The 22,243-nt window shown below is 69.5% G+C and carries 15 protein-coding genes and 1 pseudogene; 5 read left to right on the forward strand and 11 right to left on the reverse strand.

Annotation, left to right across the window (positions count from 1 at the left end; translation table 11 throughout):
• Positions 1 to 63 precede the first annotated feature (63 nt).
• Genes WMF44_RS45435 through WMF44_RS45445 form a run of 3 tightly spaced genes read right to left on the reverse strand, consistent with a single transcriptional unit; the run spans position 64 to position 6,252 of the window.
• Positions 64 to 1,134: a pentapeptide repeat-containing protein gene (locus tag WMF44_RS45435; RefSeq protein ID WP_437296281.1), complete on the reverse strand. Its 1,071-nt coding sequence runs from the start codon at positions 1,132 to 1,134 to the stop codon at positions 64 to 66.
• A complete protein-coding gene (locus WMF44_RS45440; RefSeq protein WP_437296282.1) occupies positions 1,131 to 3,809 on the reverse strand; it encodes a DUF2169 domain-containing protein in 2,679 nt (892 codons plus the stop codon). The genes WMF44_RS45435 and WMF44_RS45440 overlap by 4 nt, the downstream gene beginning before the upstream one ends.
• 58 nt (positions 3,810 to 3,867) lie before the next feature.
• A complete protein-coding gene (locus WMF44_RS45445; protein WP_437296283.1) occupies positions 3,868 to 6,252 on the reverse strand; it encodes a type VI secretion system Vgr family protein in 2,385 nt (794 codons plus the stop codon).
• Between the two features lie 317 nt (positions 6,253 to 6,569).
• Between WMF44_RS45445 and WMF44_RS45450 the strand changes: the two genes are divergently transcribed.
• Entirely contained in the window at positions 6,570 to 6,755 is a 186-nt protein-coding gene (locus WMF44_RS45450; RefSeq protein ID WP_437296284.1) for a hypothetical protein, read from the forward strand.
• A 456-nt stretch (positions 6,756 to 7,211) separates the two neighbouring features.
• On the opposite strand, the gene WMF44_RS45455 is transcribed toward WMF44_RS45450, so the two are convergent.
• Together WMF44_RS45455 and WMF44_RS45460 are read right to left on the reverse strand one after the other, a co-directional pair.
• Positions 7,212 to 7,427, reverse strand: coding sequence for a hypothetical protein (locus WMF44_RS45455; RefSeq protein WP_437296285.1), 216 nt, complete (start codon positions 7,425 to 7,427; stop codon positions 7,212 to 7,214).
• A 117-nt stretch (positions 7,428 to 7,544) separates the two neighbouring features.
• Complete coding sequence (locus WMF44_RS45460) at positions 7,545 to 7,730, reverse strand: hypothetical protein (RefSeq protein ID WP_437296286.1); 186 nt, start codon at positions 7,728 to 7,730, stop codon at positions 7,545 to 7,547.
• Positions 7,731 to 8,079: 349 nt separating this feature from the next.
• Here WMF44_RS45460 and WMF44_RS45465 point away from each other — a divergent pair, with 349 nt between their 5' ends.
• Entirely contained in the window at positions 8,080 to 9,279 is a 1,200-nt protein-coding gene (locus tag WMF44_RS45465; protein ID WP_437296287.1) for a 2-isopropylmalate synthase, read from the forward strand.
• On the opposite strand, the gene WMF44_RS45470 is transcribed toward WMF44_RS45465, so the two are convergent.
• Entirely contained in the window at positions 9,263 to 9,607 is a 345-nt protein-coding gene (locus tag WMF44_RS45470; protein ID WP_437296288.1) for a hypothetical protein, read from the reverse strand. The two genes, WMF44_RS45465 and WMF44_RS45470, sit on opposite strands and share 17 nt — an antisense overlap.
• A 97-nt stretch (positions 9,608 to 9,704) precedes the next feature.
• Here WMF44_RS45470 and WMF44_RS45475 point away from each other — a divergent pair, with 97 nt between their 5' ends.
• A complete protein-coding gene (locus WMF44_RS45475) occupies positions 9,705 to 9,878 on the forward strand; it encodes a hypothetical protein (RefSeq protein WP_437296289.1) in 174 nt (57 codons plus the stop codon).
• A gap of 568 nt (positions 9,879 to 10,446) precedes the next feature.
• Here WMF44_RS45475 and WMF44_RS45480 read toward each other — a convergent pair.
• The 5 genes and pseudogenes from WMF44_RS45480 to WMF44_RS45500 all read right to left on the reverse strand — a co-directional run bounded on the left by WMF44_RS45480 (position 10,447) and on the right by WMF44_RS45500 (position 15,940).
• Entirely contained in the window at positions 10,447 to 12,018 is a 1,572-nt protein-coding gene (locus tag WMF44_RS45480; protein ID WP_437296290.1) for a DUF262 domain-containing protein, read from the reverse strand.
• A gap of 2 nt (positions 12,019 to 12,020) precedes the next feature.
• Positions 12,021 to 13,184 carry a hypothetical protein gene (locus WMF44_RS45485; protein WP_437296291.1) on the reverse strand — a complete coding sequence of 388 codons (1,164 nt, stop codon included), beginning with the start codon at positions 13,182 to 13,184 and terminating at the stop codon, positions 12,021 to 12,023.
• A gap of 3 nt (positions 13,185 to 13,187) precedes the next feature.
• On the reverse strand, positions 13,188 to 14,333 hold the full coding sequence (locus WMF44_RS45490; protein ID WP_437296292.1) for an AAA family ATPase: 1,146 nt from the start codon (positions 14,331 to 14,333) through the stop codon (positions 13,188 to 13,190).
• Positions 14,334 to 14,808: 475 nt separating this feature from the next.
• A pseudogene (locus tag WMF44_RS45495) lies at positions 14,809 to 15,039 on the reverse strand (S8 family serine peptidase); the annotation flags it as partial.
• Positions 14,999 to 15,940 (reverse strand): AAA family ATPase, encoded by a 942-nt coding sequence (locus WMF44_RS45500; RefSeq protein ID WP_437301683.1) that lies wholly within the window; start codon positions 15,938 to 15,940, stop codon positions 14,999 to 15,001. The pseudogene WMF44_RS45495 and the gene WMF44_RS45500, both read right to left, overlap by 41 nt.
• Positions 15,941 to 16,984: 1,044 nt before the next feature.
• Between WMF44_RS45500 and WMF44_RS45505 the strand changes: the two genes are divergently transcribed.
• Together WMF44_RS45505 and WMF44_RS45510 are read left to right on the forward strand one after the other, a co-directional pair.
• Positions 16,985 to 18,160 (forward strand): PAS domain S-box protein, encoded by a 1,176-nt coding sequence (locus tag WMF44_RS45505; protein ID WP_437296293.1) that lies wholly within the window; start codon positions 16,985 to 16,987, stop codon positions 18,158 to 18,160.
• A gap of 44 nt (positions 18,161 to 18,204) precedes the next feature.
• A complete protein-coding gene (locus WMF44_RS45510; RefSeq protein ID WP_437296294.1) occupies positions 18,205 to 22,239 on the forward strand; it encodes a non-ribosomal peptide synthetase in 4,035 nt (1,344 codons plus the stop codon).
• Positions 22,240 to 22,243: the final 4 nt, after the last annotated feature.

A 22,243-nucleotide genomic window follows, 5' to 3' on the forward strand; every position in this document is an offset into this window, starting at 1 on the left:
CCGCGAGCCATCGTCCTCGGGGGCGTTCATCTGGTGTTCCTGCGTCGCGGGGCGGACAACACCCTAGCTCTCCTCTTCGCGCGCAGTTCCGTGCCTGGGCTGCCACATCTCCAGCCGGGCCAGGGCCTCATCGTCGCCGAGCCAGCCCGCGCCGCGGGGAAGCACCGCGCCCGCGCGCTTCGCCAGATGAAACCGGGTGCGGTGGAGGCCGGCTCCCGAGAAATCAGCGCCCGACACGTCGGCGTGGGAGAAATCCACCTCGCGGAGCTTCGCATCCACGAACGATGCTCCGAGCGCGAGCGCACGGCCGAAGTAGGCCTCCTCCAGCGTCGCGCCGGACAGGTTCGTCCTGGTGAGATCCGCTTTCTCGAAAACCGCTTGCGGGAAATTACCGTTCACGAGGCGCGCTCGTGGCAGCTTCGCCTCACCGAAGAAGCACTGCGGTCCATGGGCGCCTTCGAACGTGGCGTCGCGAAGGTCGGCGCCCATGAAGTTGCACTGAGTGCAATCGACCCCCGCGAAGCTCGCGCCCGCGAGGTCGCTCTTCATGAACTGTGTCCGGAACAGCCTCGTTCCAGCGAAGCTCTTCGGTCCCAGCTTGGCCTCGACCAGCGTGGTCAACGTGAGATTTGCGGCTGTGAGGTCGGCCGTGCGGAGGTCGGCGCGATACAGCGTCGCCTTCTCGAGGTTCGCGCTGGCGAAGCCCGCCTGGTCGGCGTCGATCTCGACGAGGTTCGCGCGGTCGAGGTTCGCGCCGGCGAACGATGCGCCCCGGAGCGACGTCTTCATCCAGCTCGCGAGCGGGGCCTCGGCTTCCGCGAGCGACGCGCCGGCCGCGGTGCACTCGGTGAAGCTCGCCGCGATGAGCTTGCCGCGATCGAAGCGCGCGCGGTCGAGGCTGGATCGGAAGACGCTCGCGAGGTGCAGGTCGGCGCCCGTCAGATCACACCCTGTGAAATCACAGCCAATGAAGACGGATTCCTTGAGGCACGCGCCGCCGAGCGCCTCGGGGAACCGCACCTCCTCGAACAACGCGCCCGAGAGGTCCGCGCCGGCCAGCGCGAGGTGCGACAGATCTTCGCCGCGCACCGGCTCTCCGTGCCGGATCTTGTCGAAGAGCTCGTCCCGATTCATGCGCCGCTCCTCGCAGGGACATCCGCCGTCGGCAAGAAGCGCACGTGATCGACCTCCGCCTCCGCGAACGTCGTCCGACCGTCACCCACCACACGGGAGAGGTCGGCTCGAGCCAGGTTCGCCCCCGTGAAGTTCGCGCCGGCGAGGCGGGCCTTCGAAGCGAGCGAGTCCATCAGGTTCGCCCCAAGGAGCGACGCGTTCGCGAGGTTCGTGCGAACGAGCAGGCTGCCTTTCAGCACCGCGCGCTCGAGGCTCGCGCCAGCGGCGTCGCACTCGGACAGGTCAGCGCCGCCGATGTTGGCCCGGTCGAAGCGCGCGCCCTCCAGCGCCGTCCCGCGGAGGTTTGCCTTCTCCAGGTCGGCGTCACGGAAATCCGCTCTGGGGAACGATGAGCCGTGCACGATGGCGCCCTGGCGGAAGCGCGCCTCACGGAACGAGACCCGATCTCCTCTGCAGCTGACGAAGGTCGTCTTGAGCAGCGTCGCTCGCGAGAAATCGGCGTCGTCCAGCGTGCACTCGACGAGGTTTGCGTCCGACAGGTCCGCCCCCGCGAAGCGCGCGCCGACGAGGTCCGCCTTCAGCATGTTGCACTGACCCAGCTGGGCGCCCGACAGATCGACCGCGCCGATCTTCGCCTCGAGCCAGTCGGCGCCGCTGAGGTTCGCTCCGGCGAACCGCGCGCCTGCGAGCTCGGCGCGGTTCAGGACGGCCTCGGTGAGGTCGGCGCGATCGAGGATCGCGTCGCGCAGCACGGCGGCGCCGAGGTTCGCGCCGGAGAGCCGGGCTCCGGTCAGGTCCGCGCCGCCGAGGTTCGCCCTGGCGAGCACGGCGCCAGCGAGATTCGCGCCGGAGAGATCACAGCCCGACAGGTCCGCCGCCTCGAGGAAAGCGCCCGACAGATCGGCGCCGTCCAGGCGCATCCCGGCCAGGTTCGCCCCCGTGAAGTCACGGTTCGCGAGGCTCTCGTTCGACTCCATCGCGAGCGAGATGACGATTCGCGCCCGCGCCGAGGCTTCGGGATCCATCGCTCCGGCCGCCGGCTGGAGGTGCGCGAAGCTCCGGTACATCTCGCGCAGGCGCTCTTCCTGCTGCACGATCTGCGCTCGGTAGCCCGGGTCGGCGATCGCTTGCTCGAGCTCCTCTAGCGCGCCCCCGTCGGCGCGGGCGTCCTCGGCCATCGACCGCAGCTCCTCGAGATGGGCGGCGGCCGAGAACCTGGGAGGGCCGCCGCCCGTCTTCACCGCCTCGGCCATGACGGCGTCGTAGTCCTGGCCCATCTCCGCATATAGCTCCCGAGCCCTCTCGCGCGCTTCCGCCTGTTTTGCATCGACGCTGTCGAACGCCAGATCCGCGCGTGCTGACTGCTCCTCCATGAAGGTGGCGAGCGCATCGAGATCGTCGAGCGGCGGTGGCTCCTCGTCGGGCGGCAGCTCAGCGACGCCGTGGTCCTTCGGGTCGATCCCCGCGGCCTCGAGGCGAACGCGCGTCTCCGCGAGCTCCCGCTCTTGGCCGCGGCGCCCGTTCTTCAGCGCCAGGTTGTCGCCCTTCAGCCACCGGCCGATGTCGATTTCACTGAGGCTGATGTTAGGTATGACCCCCGAGGCGCGTGGGGGCATCAGATCGCTATCGGAGATGCCCGCGAGGGCGCCCTTGTCCTTGTCGAGCCGGCGCGCGAGGACCTGCTGGTAATGCTCGGCGGGGCGAGGCGATGACGGGTCCTCGCACGCACAGACGAGGTGAACGATGTCTGCCGCGTCGTCCTCGGCGATCTGGAGCGCGCCGTGGAAGATGACCACGCCGAGCCCGGCCGCGGGGAACAGCCACACCGTGTCGCAGCGCAAGGCGATCTCGTGGAAACGCTCGCCATCCATCGTCCTCTGGGTGACGAAGCTCCGCGCCGAGAGCCCCGGGAGACGTCCGTCGATGTGCGGCTCGCTCGGGTGCATGTTCTCGATGGACAGCGCCTCGTCGCCGCGGAAGAACCCGTCGATCCACTGATCCTCGGGTGCCACGTTGAAGAACGTCGGATCCGCGTCGGGGGGCAAGCCGGGGAAATGCTCCTTGAGCCAGTCGCTGTCGTAGGTGCCGGCGCGCTTCCTGCGCTGCGCGAAGGTGATATCCATCGGCAAGAAGCCCGCCGGCTCTGGTCGCTCCGAGGGGGCGCGCATCAGGAACCCAGCCCCGTAGCGCTCGATATTTGGCAGCGGCTGCACAGCGCGTCCGCCCACCTCGATCGCCTCTGCACCCTTGCCGTACGGGTTCCGGTCGTACTTGGGGCCGCCGAACGCGTGGGCCCAGTCGATCGGCAGCGTCGCGATTGGCGCAGGAGCGGACGGCGCGCCTTCCTGCCAGAAGCGATCGCCGACGACCGCGAGGCGCTTGTCGACGGGTCCGACCCGCGCGCGCACGTAGGAGGCGGGGAGCGGCTTGCCTCCGGGGGCAAAGAAGTGGCCGCACACGAGCAGCTCGCCGCGCGCTTTGGCGACGCCCTCGTCGACGACGCCCTGCGCGCCGAGCTGGGTGGAAATAGCCGTCCAAAACGAGAGCTCGTCGAGGAGCGCCCGGGGCGCGGCCAGCGGGAATGCCAGCATGGCGCCGAGATGGAAGTACGGCTTACGCGCCACCTCGATCACGCGGTGGAGCACGGTCATTTTCATGGGCTTGATGATCTTCATGGCGCGTCGTCGCTCCCCTGGGCGCCCGAGCGGCGCCCCTCGCACGAGTCCTCGGTCCTCACAGCTTCTTGAAGCCGTACGTGCCGATCGACGCCGCCGCCTGGCGCAGGCTGAACGTCTTGATGTCCTGCCCGGCGCCGCATTTTTTGCTCGCGATACCGACGTGATCGATTTTGATCCCGACGCTGTCCGCCTTCATGCCGACCCTCGACGCCGCTATGGCGGTGGCCTCCACCTTCGAGATGTTGATCGACATGTTGATCGCGGTGTTGTCCCACTTGTGCACGCCTGCCGAGTTCTTCGTATAGAACGTCTCAATGAGGGCGTCGGTGTGTTTGTACACCTTCGCCGGCGCCGTGATGGTCACCTCCTTCGCGTCGAGCGTGATCTTGGTCGGGCTCTTCACCGTGACCGTCCCGCTCGTGCTCTCGATCTTGATGTCGCCCTTCACGGTGTGCGACCACGCCCCCTTGATGTCCGCCGTCCACCCCAGCTTGACGTCGGTCTTCCACGATCCGTAGTCGTCGTGGTTCTGGCCGCTGATCTTTTGCAACCAGCTCCCCAGCACATCCTGCTTGCCGCCGGCCTCGATGGTCTGGGTGAACCCGCCGTGGATGTCCTGCGTCATGCCGCCGCTCTCGACCTTGTCGGTCCGGCCCGAGCGCACCTTGATGTTCTGGTGGCTGTTGTAGAACTCGTTCGAGTCGCCGTCGACGTTGATCGTGTGGACGCCGGCGTAGTGGATGGTCGCGTCGTCGCTGACGTCGACGTAGTACTTGCCGCCGACGTTCTGCCACCACTCGCCGCACACGTTGAAGCCGGCGTTGCCCTCCGTATAAACGTAGAACATGCAGTCGACGGGCTGCATGTCGGGGTTCGCGTCCGGCGTCTTCGGGGGCACGACGAACGCCTGGTGGGTGGGGCCGCCCATGTGGACGTTGGTCGCGCCGACCGGGGTGAACAGGTCGATGTGCTGCTTGCCCTCGAGGTCCTCGACGACCATGTGGTTGCTGCCGCCCGTGCGCAGCACGTTCTGGGTCAGGTTGCGGCTCGTGACCGTGCTCGGCCGGTGGGCGTTCGGCACCACGCCGGCGATGAACGGCCGGTCCGGGTCGCCGCCCTGGAACGACACCATGACCTCGGTCCCCTTGCGGAGCGGGAAGTGCCAGCCCTCGACCGTGCCGCCGTGCGGCTGCATCATGCGCAGGTATGTCGACGTTGCGCCGTCTGGCAGGTCGCTCGCGTCGAACTTGAGGCGGAGCAGGTAACGACCCATGTCGTCGATCTGGGCATACTGGCTGTCGCTGGGCCCGTCGACGACGCCGTTCTCGAAGCCGTAGATCCGCGGCCACGGCGTCGCCTGGGCCGCCCTGAACTGCACGTCGGCCGGGATCGCCACCACCTCGACGCGGTACGTCTCGTCCACGGCCATCCCCGTGAAGCGCGTGATGTCGAGCGAGCCGCCCGTGATCGCGGCCGCGTGCCGCACCTCGACGGCCAGGTAGCGCGTGGGCACGTCCGAAGGCCCGTCCTCCAGCTCGAAGACGTAGCCGGCCCGCAGCCCTGTCGCGTTGCCGGTCGCGTGCAGGGTGAGCTCACGGCACGCCATCGACTCCGCCTTGACCTGGGCCAGCCGTGTCGCCTCGTCCTGCGTGAAGACGCGGTAGCCGTACTCGCGCACCTCGCCGTGGCCGCTCTTCGACACGGCGTGCTCTCCCGACACCGAGGCGGCCGGGTTCGCGTAGTTGTAATCGTTGATCCGCACCGCGGCCGGCAGCGCGCTGAGATCGACGTGCACCTCCCGGAAGCACTCGCCCGCCGACACGTCGTGGCTCGAGGTCGGGTGGTAACGAACCCGGCCGTTGCCGCTCAGCGGCTCGTGCTGATCCTTGCTGTCGACGATGACCATGACCTCGGCGCCGCCGTCGTCGACCGGGTGCTCGAAGTGGTAGTAGAGCCCCTCGCGCTCGAGCCATCGATGGGTGAAGTCCAGGTGGCTCTCCCGGTATTGACAGACGAACTCCTCTTCCGGATAGCGGTCCGTGTCGACGCTGAACCGGAAGTCGCTCGTCGTGAGGCCGCCATGCGTGAGCGTCTTCGTCAGGAAGGCGTCGATCTTGCTCTTCGTGTGGACGAAGCTGCGCACCGAGTGGCGCTGGAGCCACAGCCTGGGCACGAGCGACCCATGGTAGAGCGCGCGGTCGGCCGACTCGCGCAGCAGCCGGAGGCGCACGAACACGCCGTGCCAGCACATCGGCGGCGCGTCGGCGCCGCGCTGGAGCGTGAGCATCGCCGGGGCGTTGATCGCGGCGCGGACGTCGGTGCCCGCTGGCACCGTGAACAGGACGTCGAACTCGAACGGTCGGCACAGCGCCTCGGTGCCCTTGAAGCCGACGGCCCGGGCGGCCGGCAGCGCTGCGCAGTGCATGGCAAGAACGTCCACGCTCATGAGCTCCCCACCAGGTTGTGGTCCACCCGAGGCCCCCTCGAACGCAGCGGCCGCGCGCGGACGATGTCGCGACCGCGAACCCTACACAGAAGCGCGACCGACGTGCAAGGTCGTGGATGTCGCCGCACGACACCGTCGCGTGGTGGTACCCTGGCCGAGCGAGGAAGCGACACCGATGGACGCGGATCCCGAGGCTGAGTTCGTGCGGCACCCTCGTCCGCGCGACGGGTCCCGGCATCCATGGACGTTGGCCCATTGGCCCAGCACGCCTTCCACGTTAACGTTATCCCAGCGCCGCCACGTGGACGAGCGTGCTGCTGGACGCCGGCCTCGTGATGGTCGCTTTGCTGCTCGTCGGCCCCTTCGTCGTCGCTGCCGCCCGCCGCAGGCGCGCGCTCGAGCGCGCGCGCTTCGAGCTGGAGGTCGAGATCGACGCGCTCGAGTACAAGCTCCGCCTTGGCGGCATGCGGAGCCCAGGCGACTCACCATATCGCTGAGCGGCGATGAGGAGCAAGGACGCGATGCGCCCGCCCCCGGCTGTCTGGCGACGGGAGGTTGGGATCGGCGCTCTTCGTCTCAAGAGGAACTCCGCAAGGGCGCCGGGACGCAAGCCGCCATGACCTGGGCCTATCTGCTCACGTCGGGAAATGACAAATCATGCAGCGCTGGTTGCGTCCGACCGCGAGAACGCCTTCGGATGTAAGGCATCATGCAGGCCTGCCTGCGAGAACCGATCCGAAAGTAATATGGCATACATGGATGCCTGCTGGAATCGACTTGATAGTAGTTCATCACACGGAACTGCCTGCGAGAGGAGGCACCCTATGTGGCGCGAAATACAGACCTGTCTTCTGCGGCGCTCCTACGCCTCCCTGGGAAGGCAAGGCTGCCTGATTTTCCACCGCCCGGGTCCAGCGCCGCCAGGCTGCCGCGCAAGCGGCTGCCGCGCCCGATCACGGCGCGCGGCGGAGCGCGCCGCCGCGCGCTGCGTAGAGCACCGTGTGCGTCACGAAAGGCACCGCCGTGGGATCTTGCTCGCGTCCGCGCGAACACTCCATCCACTCGACCTCGGGCAAGCTGAGCGCCCCGTGGCACGAGCACATGTTGAGGCGCTGAGGCCGTATCGTGGTGTCGAGGGTCGACCAGCACGAGGCATCGGGGCGCCACACGGCGCCGCCCTGGCACTTCCACCCTCGATGACAACCCGGCTGACTCGCTGCGATGATCGCCGCGAGCACGACGAGGGTGTGCGATGCGACGGCGCGTTTCGCGAGCGCCGCCCCCGCTCAGGGCTCGAACTTGACCGCGACCGGCGAAGGCTGGTCGCCGACCCCTTGGCTCACGCCGAGCTGCCCCTCGGCGTTGTAGTCGTTGCCAGAACAGTAGACCTCGGCGCCCTCGCGCGCGCACGTATGTCTGCCGCCCGCGGCCACCTCGTCGATGCCTGCCGCGAGCGGCGCGAGGACGTTCACTGGAGAGGGCGAGCTCGTCTGTCCGCTTGTCCTCCATCACCGTGCGGCGAAGTCTGGCATGATCGAAGCTCCCGGAGCGGCAGGTGTCCCGGAGCAGCAAGTTGCTCCTTGGTCAGCTTTTTACGCTGCTGCTCTCCGCGCGGAAAGCCGCTCCCGCCGGCGGGCGCGGTGGTCCGGCCCTGCGGGCGCCGGGCGCCGGCTCGATGCGCCCGCGGCGCGGCGCTCGCCGTGCGCTGCTGGGACCTGCTCCGGCGGCCGACATGAAGTAATCTCTCCCCCCAGCGCGGATCGACGCGATGCGCCGCGCCCGCGCCACGCCGAGAGCCCCCTTCGAGATGAGATACAGCGCATGAGCGCCGACGGCCGGGATCCCGGCGCTGCGGCCACCTTCGACTGGAACCGCGCCGAGCCGGCGCCCGGGGAGCGCCCGCCGCGCCCTGGCGGGCAGCTGTCGCCCCCTGGCGGGCAGCCGTCGCCCCGCGATGGCCTTCAGCCGCCCCGCGATGGCCTTCAGCCGCCCCGCGATGGCCTTCAGCCGCCCCGCGATGGCCTTCAGCCCCCCGGTGGCCCTCAGCCGCCCCCCGGCAGCCTGGTCCCCGACGCGTGGGGCGCCGCGCGCGCCGAGAGCGAGGCGTGGCTGCCCTTCGACCGGGGAGCCCGGCCCGTCGAGGTGCTCGACGAGACGTTGCGCGACGGCATCCAGGGCGTCTCCACGGTGAACCCGCCGCGCGCGCGCAAGATCGAGCTCCTCTATGCGATGGCGAGCGTCGGTGTCGACGTCGTGAACCTCGGCATGCCGGCGACCGGGCCGCGGCAGTTCGACGACGCGTGCCTGCTCGCCCGGGAGATCGTCGCGTCCCGCCTGCCTCTCGGCCTGACCGCGGCCGCGCGCACCCTCGCCGCGGACGTCGAGGAGGTCGCCCGGGTGGCCGAGCGCACCGGGGCGCCGATCATGGTCTACGCGTTCATCGGCAGCTCGCCGATCCGGCACTTCGTCGAGGGGTGGGGGCCTGACTTCCTGGCCCGCAGCGTCGACGAGGCCGGGCGGGCGGCCGCGGCGGCTGGCTTGCCCTTCTGCCTCGTCGCGGAGGACGCGACCCGCTCGCCGCCCTACATGCTCCGCACGCTCTTCCGCGCCGCCGTCGACGCCGGCGCGGCGCGCCTCTGCCTTTGCGACACGACCGGCCATGTCACCCCGCCGGGCGTCGAGGCGCTCGTCGCGTTCGCCCGGCGCGAGCTGGGCGCGCTGGGGGCGACCGGGATCGAGCTCGACTGGCACGGCCACAACGATCGCGGGCTCGGCCTCGCGGCAGCGCTCTGGGCGGTGGCGAGCGGCGTCGAGCGGGTCCACGCCACGGCGCTCGGCGTCGGGGAGCGGACGGGCAACACCTGCCTCGAGCTGCTCGTCGACAACCTCGGCCGCCTCGGCGCGCGCCCCCCGGTGCCGCGCGAGCGCCTCGTCGCGTACTGCGCGGCCGCGTCGCGCGCGCTCACCTGGCCCATCGCGCCGGACCACCCGATCGCGGGGGCGCTCAGCCGCCGGGGGTGACGCTGCCCCCGCCGACGCTGCCCCCGCCCACGCGCGCCAGGGCGGCGCGGACGATGGGCGCGGCGGGCGCGACCGCGTCCGCGAGCTCGCCGACGCGTCCGGCCGCGCGCTCGGCGCGGGCCCACGCCGAGGAGAAGCCGAGCGTGCCGGGCGGATGGGCCTCGGCGAGGGCGATCGCCTGCCGGAGGTCGTCGCCGACCGCCGCGATGGCGTGGAGATCTGCCACGCTGGCCCCGCGGGAGCGCGCCTCGGCGTAGAGCGCCCGCACGATGCCGAGCAGGTCGCGGGCGGCCTCCAGCGGGAAGGGGTCGTGGCGGATCGAGAGCACGCTGCTGCAGATCAGGGGGGCCGGGCGGGGGCGTCAAGCCGGTGCGGCTCCTGGGCCGCCGGATGCTCCGGTTTGAAAATTGCAGCGGAAGGCCGTCATGAACCATCGCACGCATGAGCTCGCAAAGACGGACATTCCCGGCGACGACGAGGATGCCCCGCTGCCGCCGAACCCGGGGGATCCGGGGCCGGAGCAGCCGGAGCCGCCGTCGCCCGATCCGACGGAAGACCCGCGCTTCCCGCCGCAGGGGGACTTCCCGCGCGGTGTTTGAGGCGAGGTGAGGGCTGTGGCTGGGCGCGTGAGGTGAGGCAAGGAGCGTGAAGTGAGGAGTCCCGAGTCCCGCGATTGCGCCCGCCTCACCACAGTGGTCTGCGAGGATGCCCTCCTCGAAAGGCCGTAGCAGGTGATTCTCGTGTTAAGCCGTTAAACGATGTCAAAATTTGTCGGGTCACACGCAGGTCGTAAAAACAAATGAAGACACGGCTCCCGCCGTGTCTGTGGCGTAAGCGCCGGGATTCAAACTCTGCGAGGTGGTTTCCGGAAACCTATACGAAACGCGAGTTTAGTTCATAAATTGCGGAGATTGCTCGGGAATATTCGTGTCTTGGCGCTCCACCGGAGCCCGTCCAGTTCCCCCTGATAGTGCAAGGTTGCGACACATGGACGGCACAAGCGAGGCATCCTCTGAATAGGGCCGATCTCACGCTCCGCGAGCGCTAGCCTACGATAGCGATGGCAGGCTGTCAGCTTCGCGGTGTAAGCCCCGTTGACGGTAGGAAGCAACGGTGATCCGGGACATCGCGCACGTACTGGTCGACGTCGATGGCCCACCGGTAGATTCAGCGCCTGGGTGAGGGGGCGTCTTTAACGAAGCTCTCGACGAACGCCTTCTCGTGGCGGAACAGCCAGTTACGGCGCGCGTCCAAAAACGCCTTGGGGTCTGGGAGGACCCGCACGGCTTCCTCAGGGATGCCGTGCGCATCTGCCAGGTCGGACGTCAGGATCTGGCCCCTCTGCAGGGCAGCGCGAAGCTTGCGGAGCTCGGCAGGAGCCGCGATGACGCGGTTCGCGGGATCGCTCCTCGACCAGTCCGGGTAGAGCAAGGGAGCCGATCTGACGTCGTCCATGCCGAGCAGTTGCTGGTGCTGCGAGCGTGCCGTCTCGTTCTCTGGGAGCTGCGCCAGGAAGAGCAGGAATGCCCGGGCTCGAACCGAGGGCAGTCGGAACGCGGGGAGCAGCTCTACGGTCTCCACGAGGTCAGCCTTGATCGGCGGGCCCCACAGCTTGCTCGCGAGGTCCTCGATGGTGTCCCGGATACCGCTGCCCGTCATGCCCGTGAAGTGCTCGGTATAGGTGGTGATCCAGAACCAGCGCCTCAGGTTGTCCCGCACACCGGGCTCACCCAGCCTCCCGGGGAAGCGCGCGGCGATGGCCGCTAGCGTGACGAGCTGGTAGGCATACGGGAGTGCGGGCGGCCCGCAGACCCCGATCGCATTCAGTGCCTCGACCGCCTCCTCGACCGCGGACGCGAGGGCGCCGAGGGGCTTCGAGTCTGTCTTCAGCATCTCGTGGACGCGGCGCACGCCGGAGGCATAAACATCCAGGCCGAGCATCGCCTTGAGGACGTTGACCAGCACCTGGTCGTCGAGCCGACCCCAGCCGACGGCTTGCAGGCGGGCGCGCACCTCCGAGAAATGCTGGTCGGTGTCGATGGTCTTGAGGTGCGTGAGCGCCCGCAGCATGTGGGCCTCGGTCATCCCCTTGCCCTGGCTATTGATGCGCACGAACGCATCGGTCACGGTGTCCAGTTCCTCGGTCACCAAGGGGACGATGGGGATGATGTAGTCGCGGAAGATGTTGGCGAGGTTCTCGGCTTCCCGGGCGAGGTCGCGCTTGCTCTCCAGACGGAGGCGCTGGGTGAAGTCGAAGAGCGCGTCACCGTCGAGCAGGATATCGAGCGGGAGCCAGTGGACTGGGGGGTCGCCTCGACGCGGCGCGATCCGGAAGGCCGGGCGTTCCTTGGCGCCCAGTTCATAGAACAAGGGCCAGCGCGTGTCGTCGTCCTTGCCAGGAGGCTCGCGCTCTCCGGATTGCAGGGCGCCGAAGAGGGTGGAGATGCGCTGATGCCCGTCGAGCAGGTAGTTGACCTTCTCGTCGCCCTGGCGTGCCCTTTCGAGCCGGATCCCGCCTACCCGCTCGTACGTCTCGAGGTCCCGCCGGCTCGTGCGCCAGACCAGCAAGCTGCCGATCGGCATGCCCTGCGCGATGCTGTCCAGCAACTGCAGGCGCCGATCGTCGTCCCAGACGAAGGGGCGCTGGAAGCGGGGGACGACAAGGTCGCCGGACTTCACCTCGGCCAGAATGGTCGCCAGGCGAGGCAGCACCGGCGTGTCGAACATCTTGCGTTCCATAGCTAAATCCGATCGAAGAGCGACTGGATGAGGGCCAGCCGGGGTGCTTGGTGGGCCGGGCCGCGGTCGTACTCGGCGGGAATGTCGGACGTCCAGCCCGACGGCGGGTCCGCCTTGAGGGCATCGTTGAGGCGGCTCTTTCCGAGCCCCGAATCCAGCGCGGCCACCTCGGCAGGGCCCAGGGCGTCGAAGGGAACCTTCAGCATGGTGGCGTCGAGTGCGAGCGTCTTCCGCTTCACGGCTTCACGGGTCGCCTGTGGCAAGCTCGACCTGAGATCGCCGCGGAGGCCTAGCTTGAGGTCGAAGGCCCACGCCAGCGGCGCGAGGGCTGGGTCACGGCGCCAGTCGACGATCTGCTGGACCATCGCGCCGTGCGTCGCCGTGGCCTCTGCGTGGAGCCCGGCGTCGGGGACATAGGACTCGATCTCGCGCCGTCGCAGGCAGCTCCACGTCAGGCCAGCGGGGAACGCCGCGTGGACCCGCTCGCAGAGGGTCATCATGTCCACGGCGGTGCGCGACGGGTCGCGCGCATCGGGATCGCCGGAGTCCTGATCGAAGAGCACCCACGCGCGGAGTGCGCGGCGCCATTTCGCGGCCGTCAATGGCGGCTCGATCAAGGCTTCGAGCCAGGTTTTCGCCTGCCCACCACCGCCGCCGTGGACATGAAGGCGCCCAGACGCGGCATGCAGCCGGCGGAGGACCGGCCCCAGCGTCGGGCCCGCCAAGTGGCAGACGAACGCGAGGTCGTTGAACTCGTTCTCCAGCAGCAAGTGCACTGGCTCCCGAAGCAGATCGATCGCGTCCGCGAGCGTGAGCTGCAAGGCTCCCCAGTCGCTTGCGGCCCGCCGCTCTACCCGCACGTCGAACCCGCCCGCGAGGCGCCAACTCGGCAGGGGCGCCGGGTCGACGGAGGCAGCGCCCCGGGCGCCGCTCGCGAGGACATTGCCCTGCGCGAGCACGGCTTGCAGCGCGCCAGCCTCCTCCGCGTGTCGCCCGGCGAGCCAGGCGTCGATCTCCTGATTGTCGGCGCCGAGCACGTAGGGAGGATCGGTCTGCACCGCATGGGGCGCTACGTCGTCAATCGCCGCCGTGAACAGGCGTAACAGCTCGCCCGCCTCCCGCCCGGATTGCGGCGCAAAGAGCGCCCGATCAAGGACCAATCGCACGGCTCAGCTCTTCCGCCTCATGCTCAGCCGGGCAAGCTCCCCTGCGAGGCGGAGGTCCTCCCCGAGAGCAACGCTCGGCCAGCCTGCTTGTGGGTGACCGGAAGGCGAAAGCTCCACGGGCGTGATATGGCTGCGCCCGGTCGCGTCCTGATCGATCCAGGCAAGTCCGACCCGGTCGGGCGGCAGACGGCCTTCCGCGATCGCGAGCTGCACGCCCAGCAAGAACACGCGGCTATGCGTCTCCAGCATCAGGGTGGGGGGCGTCTGCCCCGCTGCGATGGCGCACAGGAAGCGCGCCAGGATCGTCTGTGCGTCGGGGTGGAGGTGGCTCTCCGGTTCTTCCACCGCGAGCAAGCTCCCCAGACCCTCGCGCGCCGCCACCGTCGCCCTGACGAGCACGGGGAGCACCTGGGCCATGCCCTCCCCAGCGTCGACGAGATCGATGCGGAAGCTCGCTCGGCTCTTGGGGGTGAGGAGGATCCGGTGGGCGACGTCGAGCACCTCCATGACCTCGAGGTCGCGAGGCGGGTCCAGCTCCGCGTAGAAACGCCTGACCTCGCTTACCAGCTCCGGCCGCTCGATCAGGATCCTGACCGCGTCGGATCCATCTGGAGCGTCCCGAGGCAGACTCCCGGTGCGCTTGATCTCGCGCTCGGGGCGGGCGCGGACCCCGTCTAGCCAGCGCACCCGACCGCGGAGGGCTCGCATGCGCTCGGCCAGCGCCCGCACCGCGGGCACGTCGGACTCCTGCGGGATCAGCCCGACGAAGCGCAGTTCGCCGCCTTGGTGACCGGCTTGGGGTCGCATCGGGTGGTCCGCCGGAGCGATCCCCGCCCACAGGAGCTTGCCCCCCTCACCCTTGAGAAACAGCTCCTTCACATACGCGGCTCGCCCCGGGCCACCATCCAGGGTGTAGCGTGCCTCCCGCAACTCGCCGTCGTCCCAGCGCAGCGCCAAGTCGAAGGAGTAATTGCCTGCGTCCCCCTGCCAAGCCAGATCCGTGAAGCTCCCTTCACGGAGGATCTCGGGCGGGACGACCAGCGCACTCGCGGCGTCCTCGGTCACCGAGGCGCCGACGATCCGGAGCGCACGCGCGAGCGCGCTCTTCCCGGAGTTGTTGCGGCCGTACAGCATCGTCAGCGGCCGCAAGGGCAAGACCTCGTCGCCCGCGAACGCGCGGTACCGCGAAACGAGGAGGGCCGTGGGAGGAGACATGGCCAACCTTATCCTTCCCCCTGGCCGAAGTCATGGTTTTGTCCATCGTCGAGCTCGGTCGGGCCCGGGCTGTGATCGGGACGATCGGCCGTCGGCACGATCGCAGAGGGTGAACCCGGTGCAGCTCACCCCGTTGCCGGCCACAGATACACAACGCCAAGCCGATCCACCCGCCGCGCTCGCACCTCATAGCTCGCCCGCACCCGTGCCGGTTCGCTTCCCAGCTACCCGACCCGCCTCCGTTCGAGGCCACCTGAGCCCGCGGGATAGAGTGTCCGGGCGGAGGCTGGATCGTGCGTCCGAGCCTCGCCAAAAATAACCGATGTTGGCCTCGGGGGTTGATCGGGACGCCAGAACGACTCGGGGGCCGCGCGGAGACCAAGGAGGCCGAGAGCAGCGGCTCCGAGAGATCACCGTAGCGCGCGATGCCAGCCATCTCTGTGCCGTGACAGTCGTCATCCTGAACGCCCCACGCAGGATTGCAGGTGTGCAAGTCGCGCTCCGAGGTGGCCGCCTCGAGCAGCGGGTGCCCAGCGTTTACGCCGGTGTCGAGGATGCAGGCTGCGGGCGCGTCCGGGGTAGGTCTGGCAATGCGGCCCTCAAGATCCTTGGCCCAGTCCGCTCGCTCGATCAGGGGCATTCGAGAGGATCTCCGCGATACTCTCGATGAGCGGCCTGTTCTTCGGGTTCCCTCTGGGCGCGCGCTCCGTGAGGTACTCCTCGACGTTCTTCTCGAAGTAGCCGAGTTGTCCCTTGGGCACGTACACCGTCGCGTAGGTCACGCCGGCCAACGTTCGGCTGGTCACCATCTCGATGCCCGCGCTCCTCACGTTAAAACTCTGGAGCGCCAAGTCGAAGCCGGGCGCACTGGCGAACTCGGGCTGGTTCGTTGCGGCGATGATGAGGCTTTCCGTCTCGTCCTGCTCGAGGAACTGGAAGAACGAGTTGAGCACGCGGCGGATCTCGCCGATGTCGTTCTGCGACGTCCTGTGGCTCCCGAGGGCGTCGAACTCGTCGAAGAGGTAGACGCCGCGCGTGTGCTGGAGCGCGTCGAAGACGAGCCGGAGTTTCGCGGCCGTCTCGCCCATGAACCTGGTGATGATGCCGTCGAGGAGGATCGTGAAGAGCCGCTGCGAGAGCTCACCCGCGAGGACGCGGGCCGTGAGCGTCTTCCCCGTCCCGGGCGGCCCGACGAGGAGGATCTTGCGCCGTGGAGCGAGGCCGTGAGTGAGGAGCTTCTCGCGCTGGCGCTGCTCGAGGAGGATACGCTCGAGGCGAGCCTGGAGCTTCGGCTCCAGGACCATGTCCGAGAGGCGCGTCTTCGGGTAGCTGACGGAGAGCGGGCCGGCGAGCTCACCGCGCGGCTGCACGACCGGGTGCGGCACCCGCTCACCTCGCCGAGGTGCTCCCTTTGCCGTGTCGATGAGCTCGCGCAGCTCCTGGGCCAGCTTGCCGTGCCCCTGCCGGGCGGCGTGAGCGGCGACTTGCATCGCCACGGCGTAGAAGCGCTCCTCGTCGCCCTCGCTGTAGCTCTTCAGCAGCGCCTTGAGCTACTCCGCCGTCGCCATGGTCCCGCGTGCTCCCAGATGGAGAAGTCTACCTGGATTCGGCGCACGGCAACATGACCGAGCGGGCTTCGTCAAGGTTCACCCGGACGCGCTGCGTCCGCCCTGTCCGAGGTGCCGCTCGCGGGGGAGCTGGGAGCACGCGGAGAAGACGGTGATCTTCTCGGGCCCGCACCCGGAACGCGGTCGCGAATAACCGAAGTCGTCCGGCATCTTGCGCACCATCCCCGCGTTACGCGACAATCCATCGAGCCTATTCAATCGTGCTCGATCCGGGCCTGTCTCGCGTGAGGCCCGTTCTGGCTCTCGGGCGCGCTGCTCACGCTGGCTGGCGATGCCCACCCAGCCCAAGCCAGACGCGGGGCTAAGACGAACGAGCCGAGGCTCGTCCTTTCCCGCTCGCGGCGGGCGGCTGCGTGCCGCGCGCCCGTCTTCTCCCCACCGGCTGCTGCGGCAGGCGCGAGCTCGCCCGGCGGACCGTCGGTAAACCGCAACGCGGTGGTGCGGTGCCCAGAGTGACGCACAGGGAACGACAGCGCCAGACGGGCGGTGTTTGTTAACAGGTTTTTTTGACCGTCTGCATGCGACGAGCGCACGATTGCGACGCTGGGCATCCGTCACATCGAGCCGCGCCACGCGCGGGCCCGCTCCGTCGGAGACGCGCGCAGCCAAGCAATCGACCAGGCGCCGGACCGCACAATAAGTCGATAACCGCAGCAAACGTCCTCGCTGTGACAATACAGATCAGCGGGCCCTGCTGTCCCCACTGTGACGCTCTTCCTGCCGAGATTGATGCTGTCTAAGGCGTCTCATCAGGTGTAGCGTCGCTGGTGGAGGCGAGGTGTCCAGCGTCGCCGCCGCCTGACCTTTGCCAGCAGCCAGCATCGGGGGAAATCGATGGAACCTCACGAGACGGTTCTCCAATCGCACCATGGCGAGCTTGCCGCCCTGCGCGCTCGTGTGTCCAGGCTAGAGCAGATCGAGCGGGATCTGCGCGCCGAGCTCAGCCGTACGAACGCCGTGCTACAGGCAATTCCGTGCCTGCTCTGCGTCCACGATCCTGTCGAGCAGCGAAAGCTCTACGAGAACCGCTCGCTGGCCGGCGAGCTCGGATATGCGGCGGACGAAGCGGGCCTCGCCGGCCTCGATGCGTTCGTGACGCTCGCGCACCCCGACGACCAGACCCGGGCTCGCGAGCAGCTCGATCACGCGGGAGAAGGCCAGGCGAGCGACTCGGCGGAGCTCGCGTATCGGCTGCGCAAGGCCGACGGGTCGTGGTGCTGGGTCACGAGGCGCGAGATCGTCCTCGCGCGGGATGGCGCCGGCAAGCCGCGCCAGGTCATGAGCGTAGTCCAGGACATCACAGGTCGAAAGGACATGGAGGTGGAGCAGCGCCGCCAGGCCGAAGAGCTCGGCGTCTCCAAGACGTTGATTGACAATGCGCTGGATGGTATCACATTGACGTCCATGAGCGGGCAGGTCGTCTACGCCAACACCGCCTTCAAGGCGATGAGCGGCTTCGGCGACGCCGCGGTCGGCTGCGGGCTGAATGACTTCTATATGCCGGAGACCTTCCGCCGGCTCTCCGACGAGGTCTTGCCGATCCTGATGAAGGACGGCGCATGGCGCGGCGTCCTCAAGATCCGGCGCCCCGACGGGAGCGAGTGGATGGGGCAGACCAGCGCCTTCGTGGTCATGGGCCCGGCGGGCGAGCCGACGGGCATGGCGGCGTTCTTCAGGGACATCACGGAGCAGCTCCGGTACGAGGAGGAGACGCTCGCCCAGATGCGGGTGATCCAGGCGCAGCAGGCGGCGCTCCGGGAGCTCGGCACGCCGCTCATCCCGATCGCCGACGGCGTGATCGCGATGCCCCTCATCGGGGCGATCGACCGGGAGCGCGCGCAGCAGATCCTGGAGACGCTCCTGAACGCCCTCGGCGAGAGGCAAGCGGCGGTGGCCATACTCGATATCACCGGCGTGAAGGCCGTGGACGCAGAGGTGGCCGCCGCGCTGGTCCGCGTCGCGCAGGCGGCGAGGCTGCTCGGCGCCGACGTCGTGCTGTCAGGCGTCCGCCCCGTCGTCGCGCAGGCGCTCGTCGATCTTGGCACCGAGCTCAGAGGGCTCGTCACCTGCGGCACCCTGCAAAGTGGTATCGCCTATGCGCTGAAGCGCAAGGCACGCTCGATGACCGTCTGAGCTCCCACGCATCGTCCTCTGCAGTTCAACGGGGAGGTTCGATCATGCGCGCTCACGCGACACAGGCACGTCTGTCCCACGCGCCGGGGGAGCTCCCGCGCGAGCTCCCCGCGCTCGATCTCGCGACCGATCGCCCACGCCCGCCCGCGCCTTCGCGATGTCGCGCGTCGGCGTCGCGAGAGCTGCCGCCTCGGCTCGTCCGGGAGCTCGACCGCGTGCGCCGGGGCTCGGGCGCGACGCTCTTCGTCACCCTGCTCTCCGCTTATGCGGCGCTGCTCTACCGCCATACCGTTCAGAGCGAGATCGTGATCGGGACACCCTGGCCTCGCCGCGGCGGCCGGCGGGGCTGGCGCGCGGCGCCTGGGCCCCGCTGCCCGCTCGTCCTTGGCGCCCGCATCGACGAGGAGCTCGGCTTTCGAGGCCTCCTCGCGCAGCTCGCCGCGCAGATCGCCTCGGCCGAGGCCCGCCGCCACGCGCCTCTGGACCAGCCGCTCGCGGGGCCCGGGGGGGCGGAGGACACGAGCGATCACCCGACGTTCCAGACCACCTTCGAGCTCGTGCGACCCGGGGATGTGCTGCGCCGCGCCGCGATCAGGGGGGCGACGGCGGCGCGGCGCTCGCGCGCCCGCCCGGCCGCGCCGGTCGATCTGTCGCTGTCCGTCACGGCGCTGGAGCGATCGCTCGTCGCGACGATGACCTACAGCGCCGACGTGTTCGATCCCGGGACGATCGAGCGGATGCTGGACCATCTCGGTCTCCTGCTCGCAGGCGTCGCGGAGGACGCCGAGCGGCCGATCGCCGAGATTCCGCTGCTCACGCCGGAGGAGCGGCGCCGGGTGACCGTCGTCTGGAACGCGACGCGGACCGCCTATCCGCGCGACGCGTGCATTCATGCGCTCTTCGAGGAGCACGCCGCGCGGACGCCCGACGCCATCGCCGTCATCGAGGGCGACGAGGCGCTCACCTACCGCGAGCTCGACCGCCGCGCCAACCGGCTCGCTCATCGGATCTCCGCGCGCCGCGCCGGCCCCGACCTGCGCGTGGCCGTCCTCGCCGAGCGGTCGTCGCGCGCGCTCGTCGCCCTGCTCGGCGTCCTCAAGGCCGGCGGCGCCTACGTGCCCCTCGATCCGAGCATGCCAGACGAGCGGCTGCGCTTCATGCTGGAGGACGCGGCGGTGAGCCTCGTGCTCGGGCGGCGAGCGCTGGTGACGCGGCTCGACTTCCGCGGGGACGTCATGTGCCTCGACGAGGACGACGGGGCGCCCCGCGACGACAGAAACCCCGCCATCCCTGCTGCCGCGACCGATCTCGCCTACGTGATGTTCACCTCGGGCTCGACCGGCCGGCCCAAGGGCGTCGCTGTCCCGCACCGAGGGGTCGTCCGTCTCGTACGGGACACAGGCTATGTCGCGTTCGGGCCATCGGATCGCGTGGCGCACGCCTCCAGCCTCTCGTTCGACGCGTCGACGTTCGAGATCTGGGGCGCGCTGCTCAACGGCGCTTGCCTCGTCATCGTGTCTCACGAGACGCTGCTGTCACCGGAAGCGCTGCCCGCGCTCCTCCGGCGAGAAGGCATCTCCGTCCTGTTCCTGACCACGGCGCTCTTCCACCACCTCGCGCGAGTGAGCCCGGACGCCTTTCAGGGGCTCTCCTACCTCGTCGTCGGCGGCGACGTGCTCAATCCGAAGCTGTCGAGAGAGGTGCTCCTGAAAGGCGCCCCGAAGCACCTCGTGAACGGCTACGGTCCGACCGAGAACACGACGTTCTCCACGGCTCACCTCGTGCGCGCGGTCCCGGAGGGCGCCTCCCGCGTGCCGATCGGACGGCCCATCTCGAACACGCGCGTCTATGTCCTGGACCGCCGGCTCCAGCCGGTGCCGGTGGGCGTCCCCGGTGAGCTCTACGTCGCCGGCGACGGGCTCTCCCGAGGCTACCTGAACCGACCCGATCTGACAGCCGCGGCGTTCGTCCAGAACCCCTTGCCCGAGGAGCCGGGAGAGCGCCTGTACAAGACGGGCGATCAGGTCCGCTATCTGGCCGATGGGTCGCTCGATTTCCTGGGGCGGATCGACTGCCAGGTGAAGATCCGTGGCTTCCGCGTCGAGCTCGCGGAGATCGAGGCGGCGCTGTGCGCGTGCCCCTCCGTGCGCGAGGCCGTTGTCGTGCTCCACGAGCACGCGCCCGGCGACATGCGCCTCGTGGCGTACGTCGTCTCGGACTTCGGCCCGGGCGGCCCTCCGTCGCGCCCCGCGGACGGGGATCGGTGGCGGGGAGCGGAGGCCGGCGTGGACAGCTGCGGTCCCGCGTCCCGCGACCTGTCGAGGAGCCTGCGCCGGTCTCTGCAGGAGAAGCTGCCCGCCTACATGATCCCGGCCGCGTTCGTCGTGCTGCCATCGCTGCCGCTCGCCGCGACAGGGAAGGTCGATCGCCGGGCGCTGCCGCCGCCCGACGCCGGCCGGCTGCACACCGGAGAGCCGGAGAGCACCCGCTCTCCGGAGAGCACCCGCTCTCCGATCGAGCGCCGGGTGGCCGAGATCTGGGCGTCCGTCCTCCATGCCGATCGCCCGGAGGTCGACGATGACTTCTTCGAGCTCGGCGGAAACTCCCTGCTGGCGGCGCAGGTGCTCCTCCAGGTGCGGACGGCCTTCCAGGTCGACGTGCCCGCGCGCCGGCTGTTCGAGTCACCCACCCTGGCCGGGCTCGCCCGTGCCGTCGAGGAGGCGCGGCGCTGGAAGGCGCGCGGCGCCGCGGCGTCGATGGGCGCGATCGACCTCCGCGCGGAGGCCGCCCTCGCCCCCGACATCCGCCCTTGCGGCTCGTTCGTCAACACGAGCGCTCCGCCTCGCCACGTCTTCCTCACCGGCGCCACGGGGTTCCTGGGCGCCTTTCTCGTGCGCGAGCTCCTCACGCAGACGCGCGCCACGGTCCATTGCCTGGTCCGCGCGCCCGACGCCGCCGCAGGCCTTGCGAGACTGCGGCAGAGCCTTTCGGCCTATTCGCTCTGGGATCCGGCGGCGAGCGCGAGGATCGTCGCCGTGCCGGGCGACCTGAGGGAGCCGCTGCTCGGGCTCACCCCGGCTCGCTTCGAGGCGCTCGCGCGGCGCGTCGACGCGATCTATCACGCCGGCGCCGAGGTCAATTACATCAAGCCGTACGCGTCCCACAAGGCGGCGAACGTGCTGGGGACACAGGAGGTCTTGCGGCTCGCCTGCCTGGGCCGGACGAAGCCCGTGCACCACGTCTCGACGATCGGGGTCATCGGCCAGATCGGCTATTTCACCGGCGCCCAGACCGTGCGGGAGAGCGACGATCTCGATCGCTGGGTGGACCACCTCCACACGGACATGGGCTATTCCCAGAGCAAGTGGGTCGCCGAGAAGCTCGTGTGGATCGCGCGCGCGCGCGGGGTGCCCGTCACCGTCCTCCGCCCCGGATTCATCCTGGGTCACAGCCAGACGGGCGCCGCCAACCTGACCGACTTCGTAAGCAGAATGATCAAAGGCTGCATCGAGATGCGCTGTGCCCCCGACCTCCCCGCGCAGAGCAAGGAATTCGTGACGGTCGACTACGTCAGCCGGGCGATCGTGCGCCTGTCCTCCCGGCCGGGCTCGCTGGGAAAGGCGTTCCACCTGGTGCCCCCGCCGTCCCAGCGGCTCGATCTGAACGGCTTCTTCGATCTGCTCGTCTCCCGCGGCTATCCGCTGGCGCGGCTGCCGTACGCGCAATGGTGCGAGCAGCTGCTGGCGCGGGTACGGCGATCGAGCGACAGCCCGTTCCTTCCCCTCCTGCCGATGCTGACCGAGAAGGTCCACGGCGACCTGACCCGATGGGAGCTGTACGCGCGGATGCCCGTCTACGACTGCCAGAACACGATCGACGGGCTGGCCGGCACGGCGATCGCGTGTCCCCCCATGAACGCCCGGCTGCTGGACACGCTCCTCGCCTACTACCTGCGCCGCGGGCACCTGAGCGCCCCGGCGCCGGCCGCGAGCGGCGTGCGCCGGGCCGCGCCGAGGGCCCGCAGTCCGCAACGATGGCCGAACGCCCCGCGCCCGCCGCGGCGGAGGGCGACCGGCTGAGCGC

Origin of the sequence: Sorangium sp. So ce426, from assembly GCF_051475585.1 — a bacterium.
Lineage (GTDB): Bacteria > Myxococcota_A > Polyangia > Polyangiales > Polyangiaceae > Sorangium > Sorangium cellulosum_B.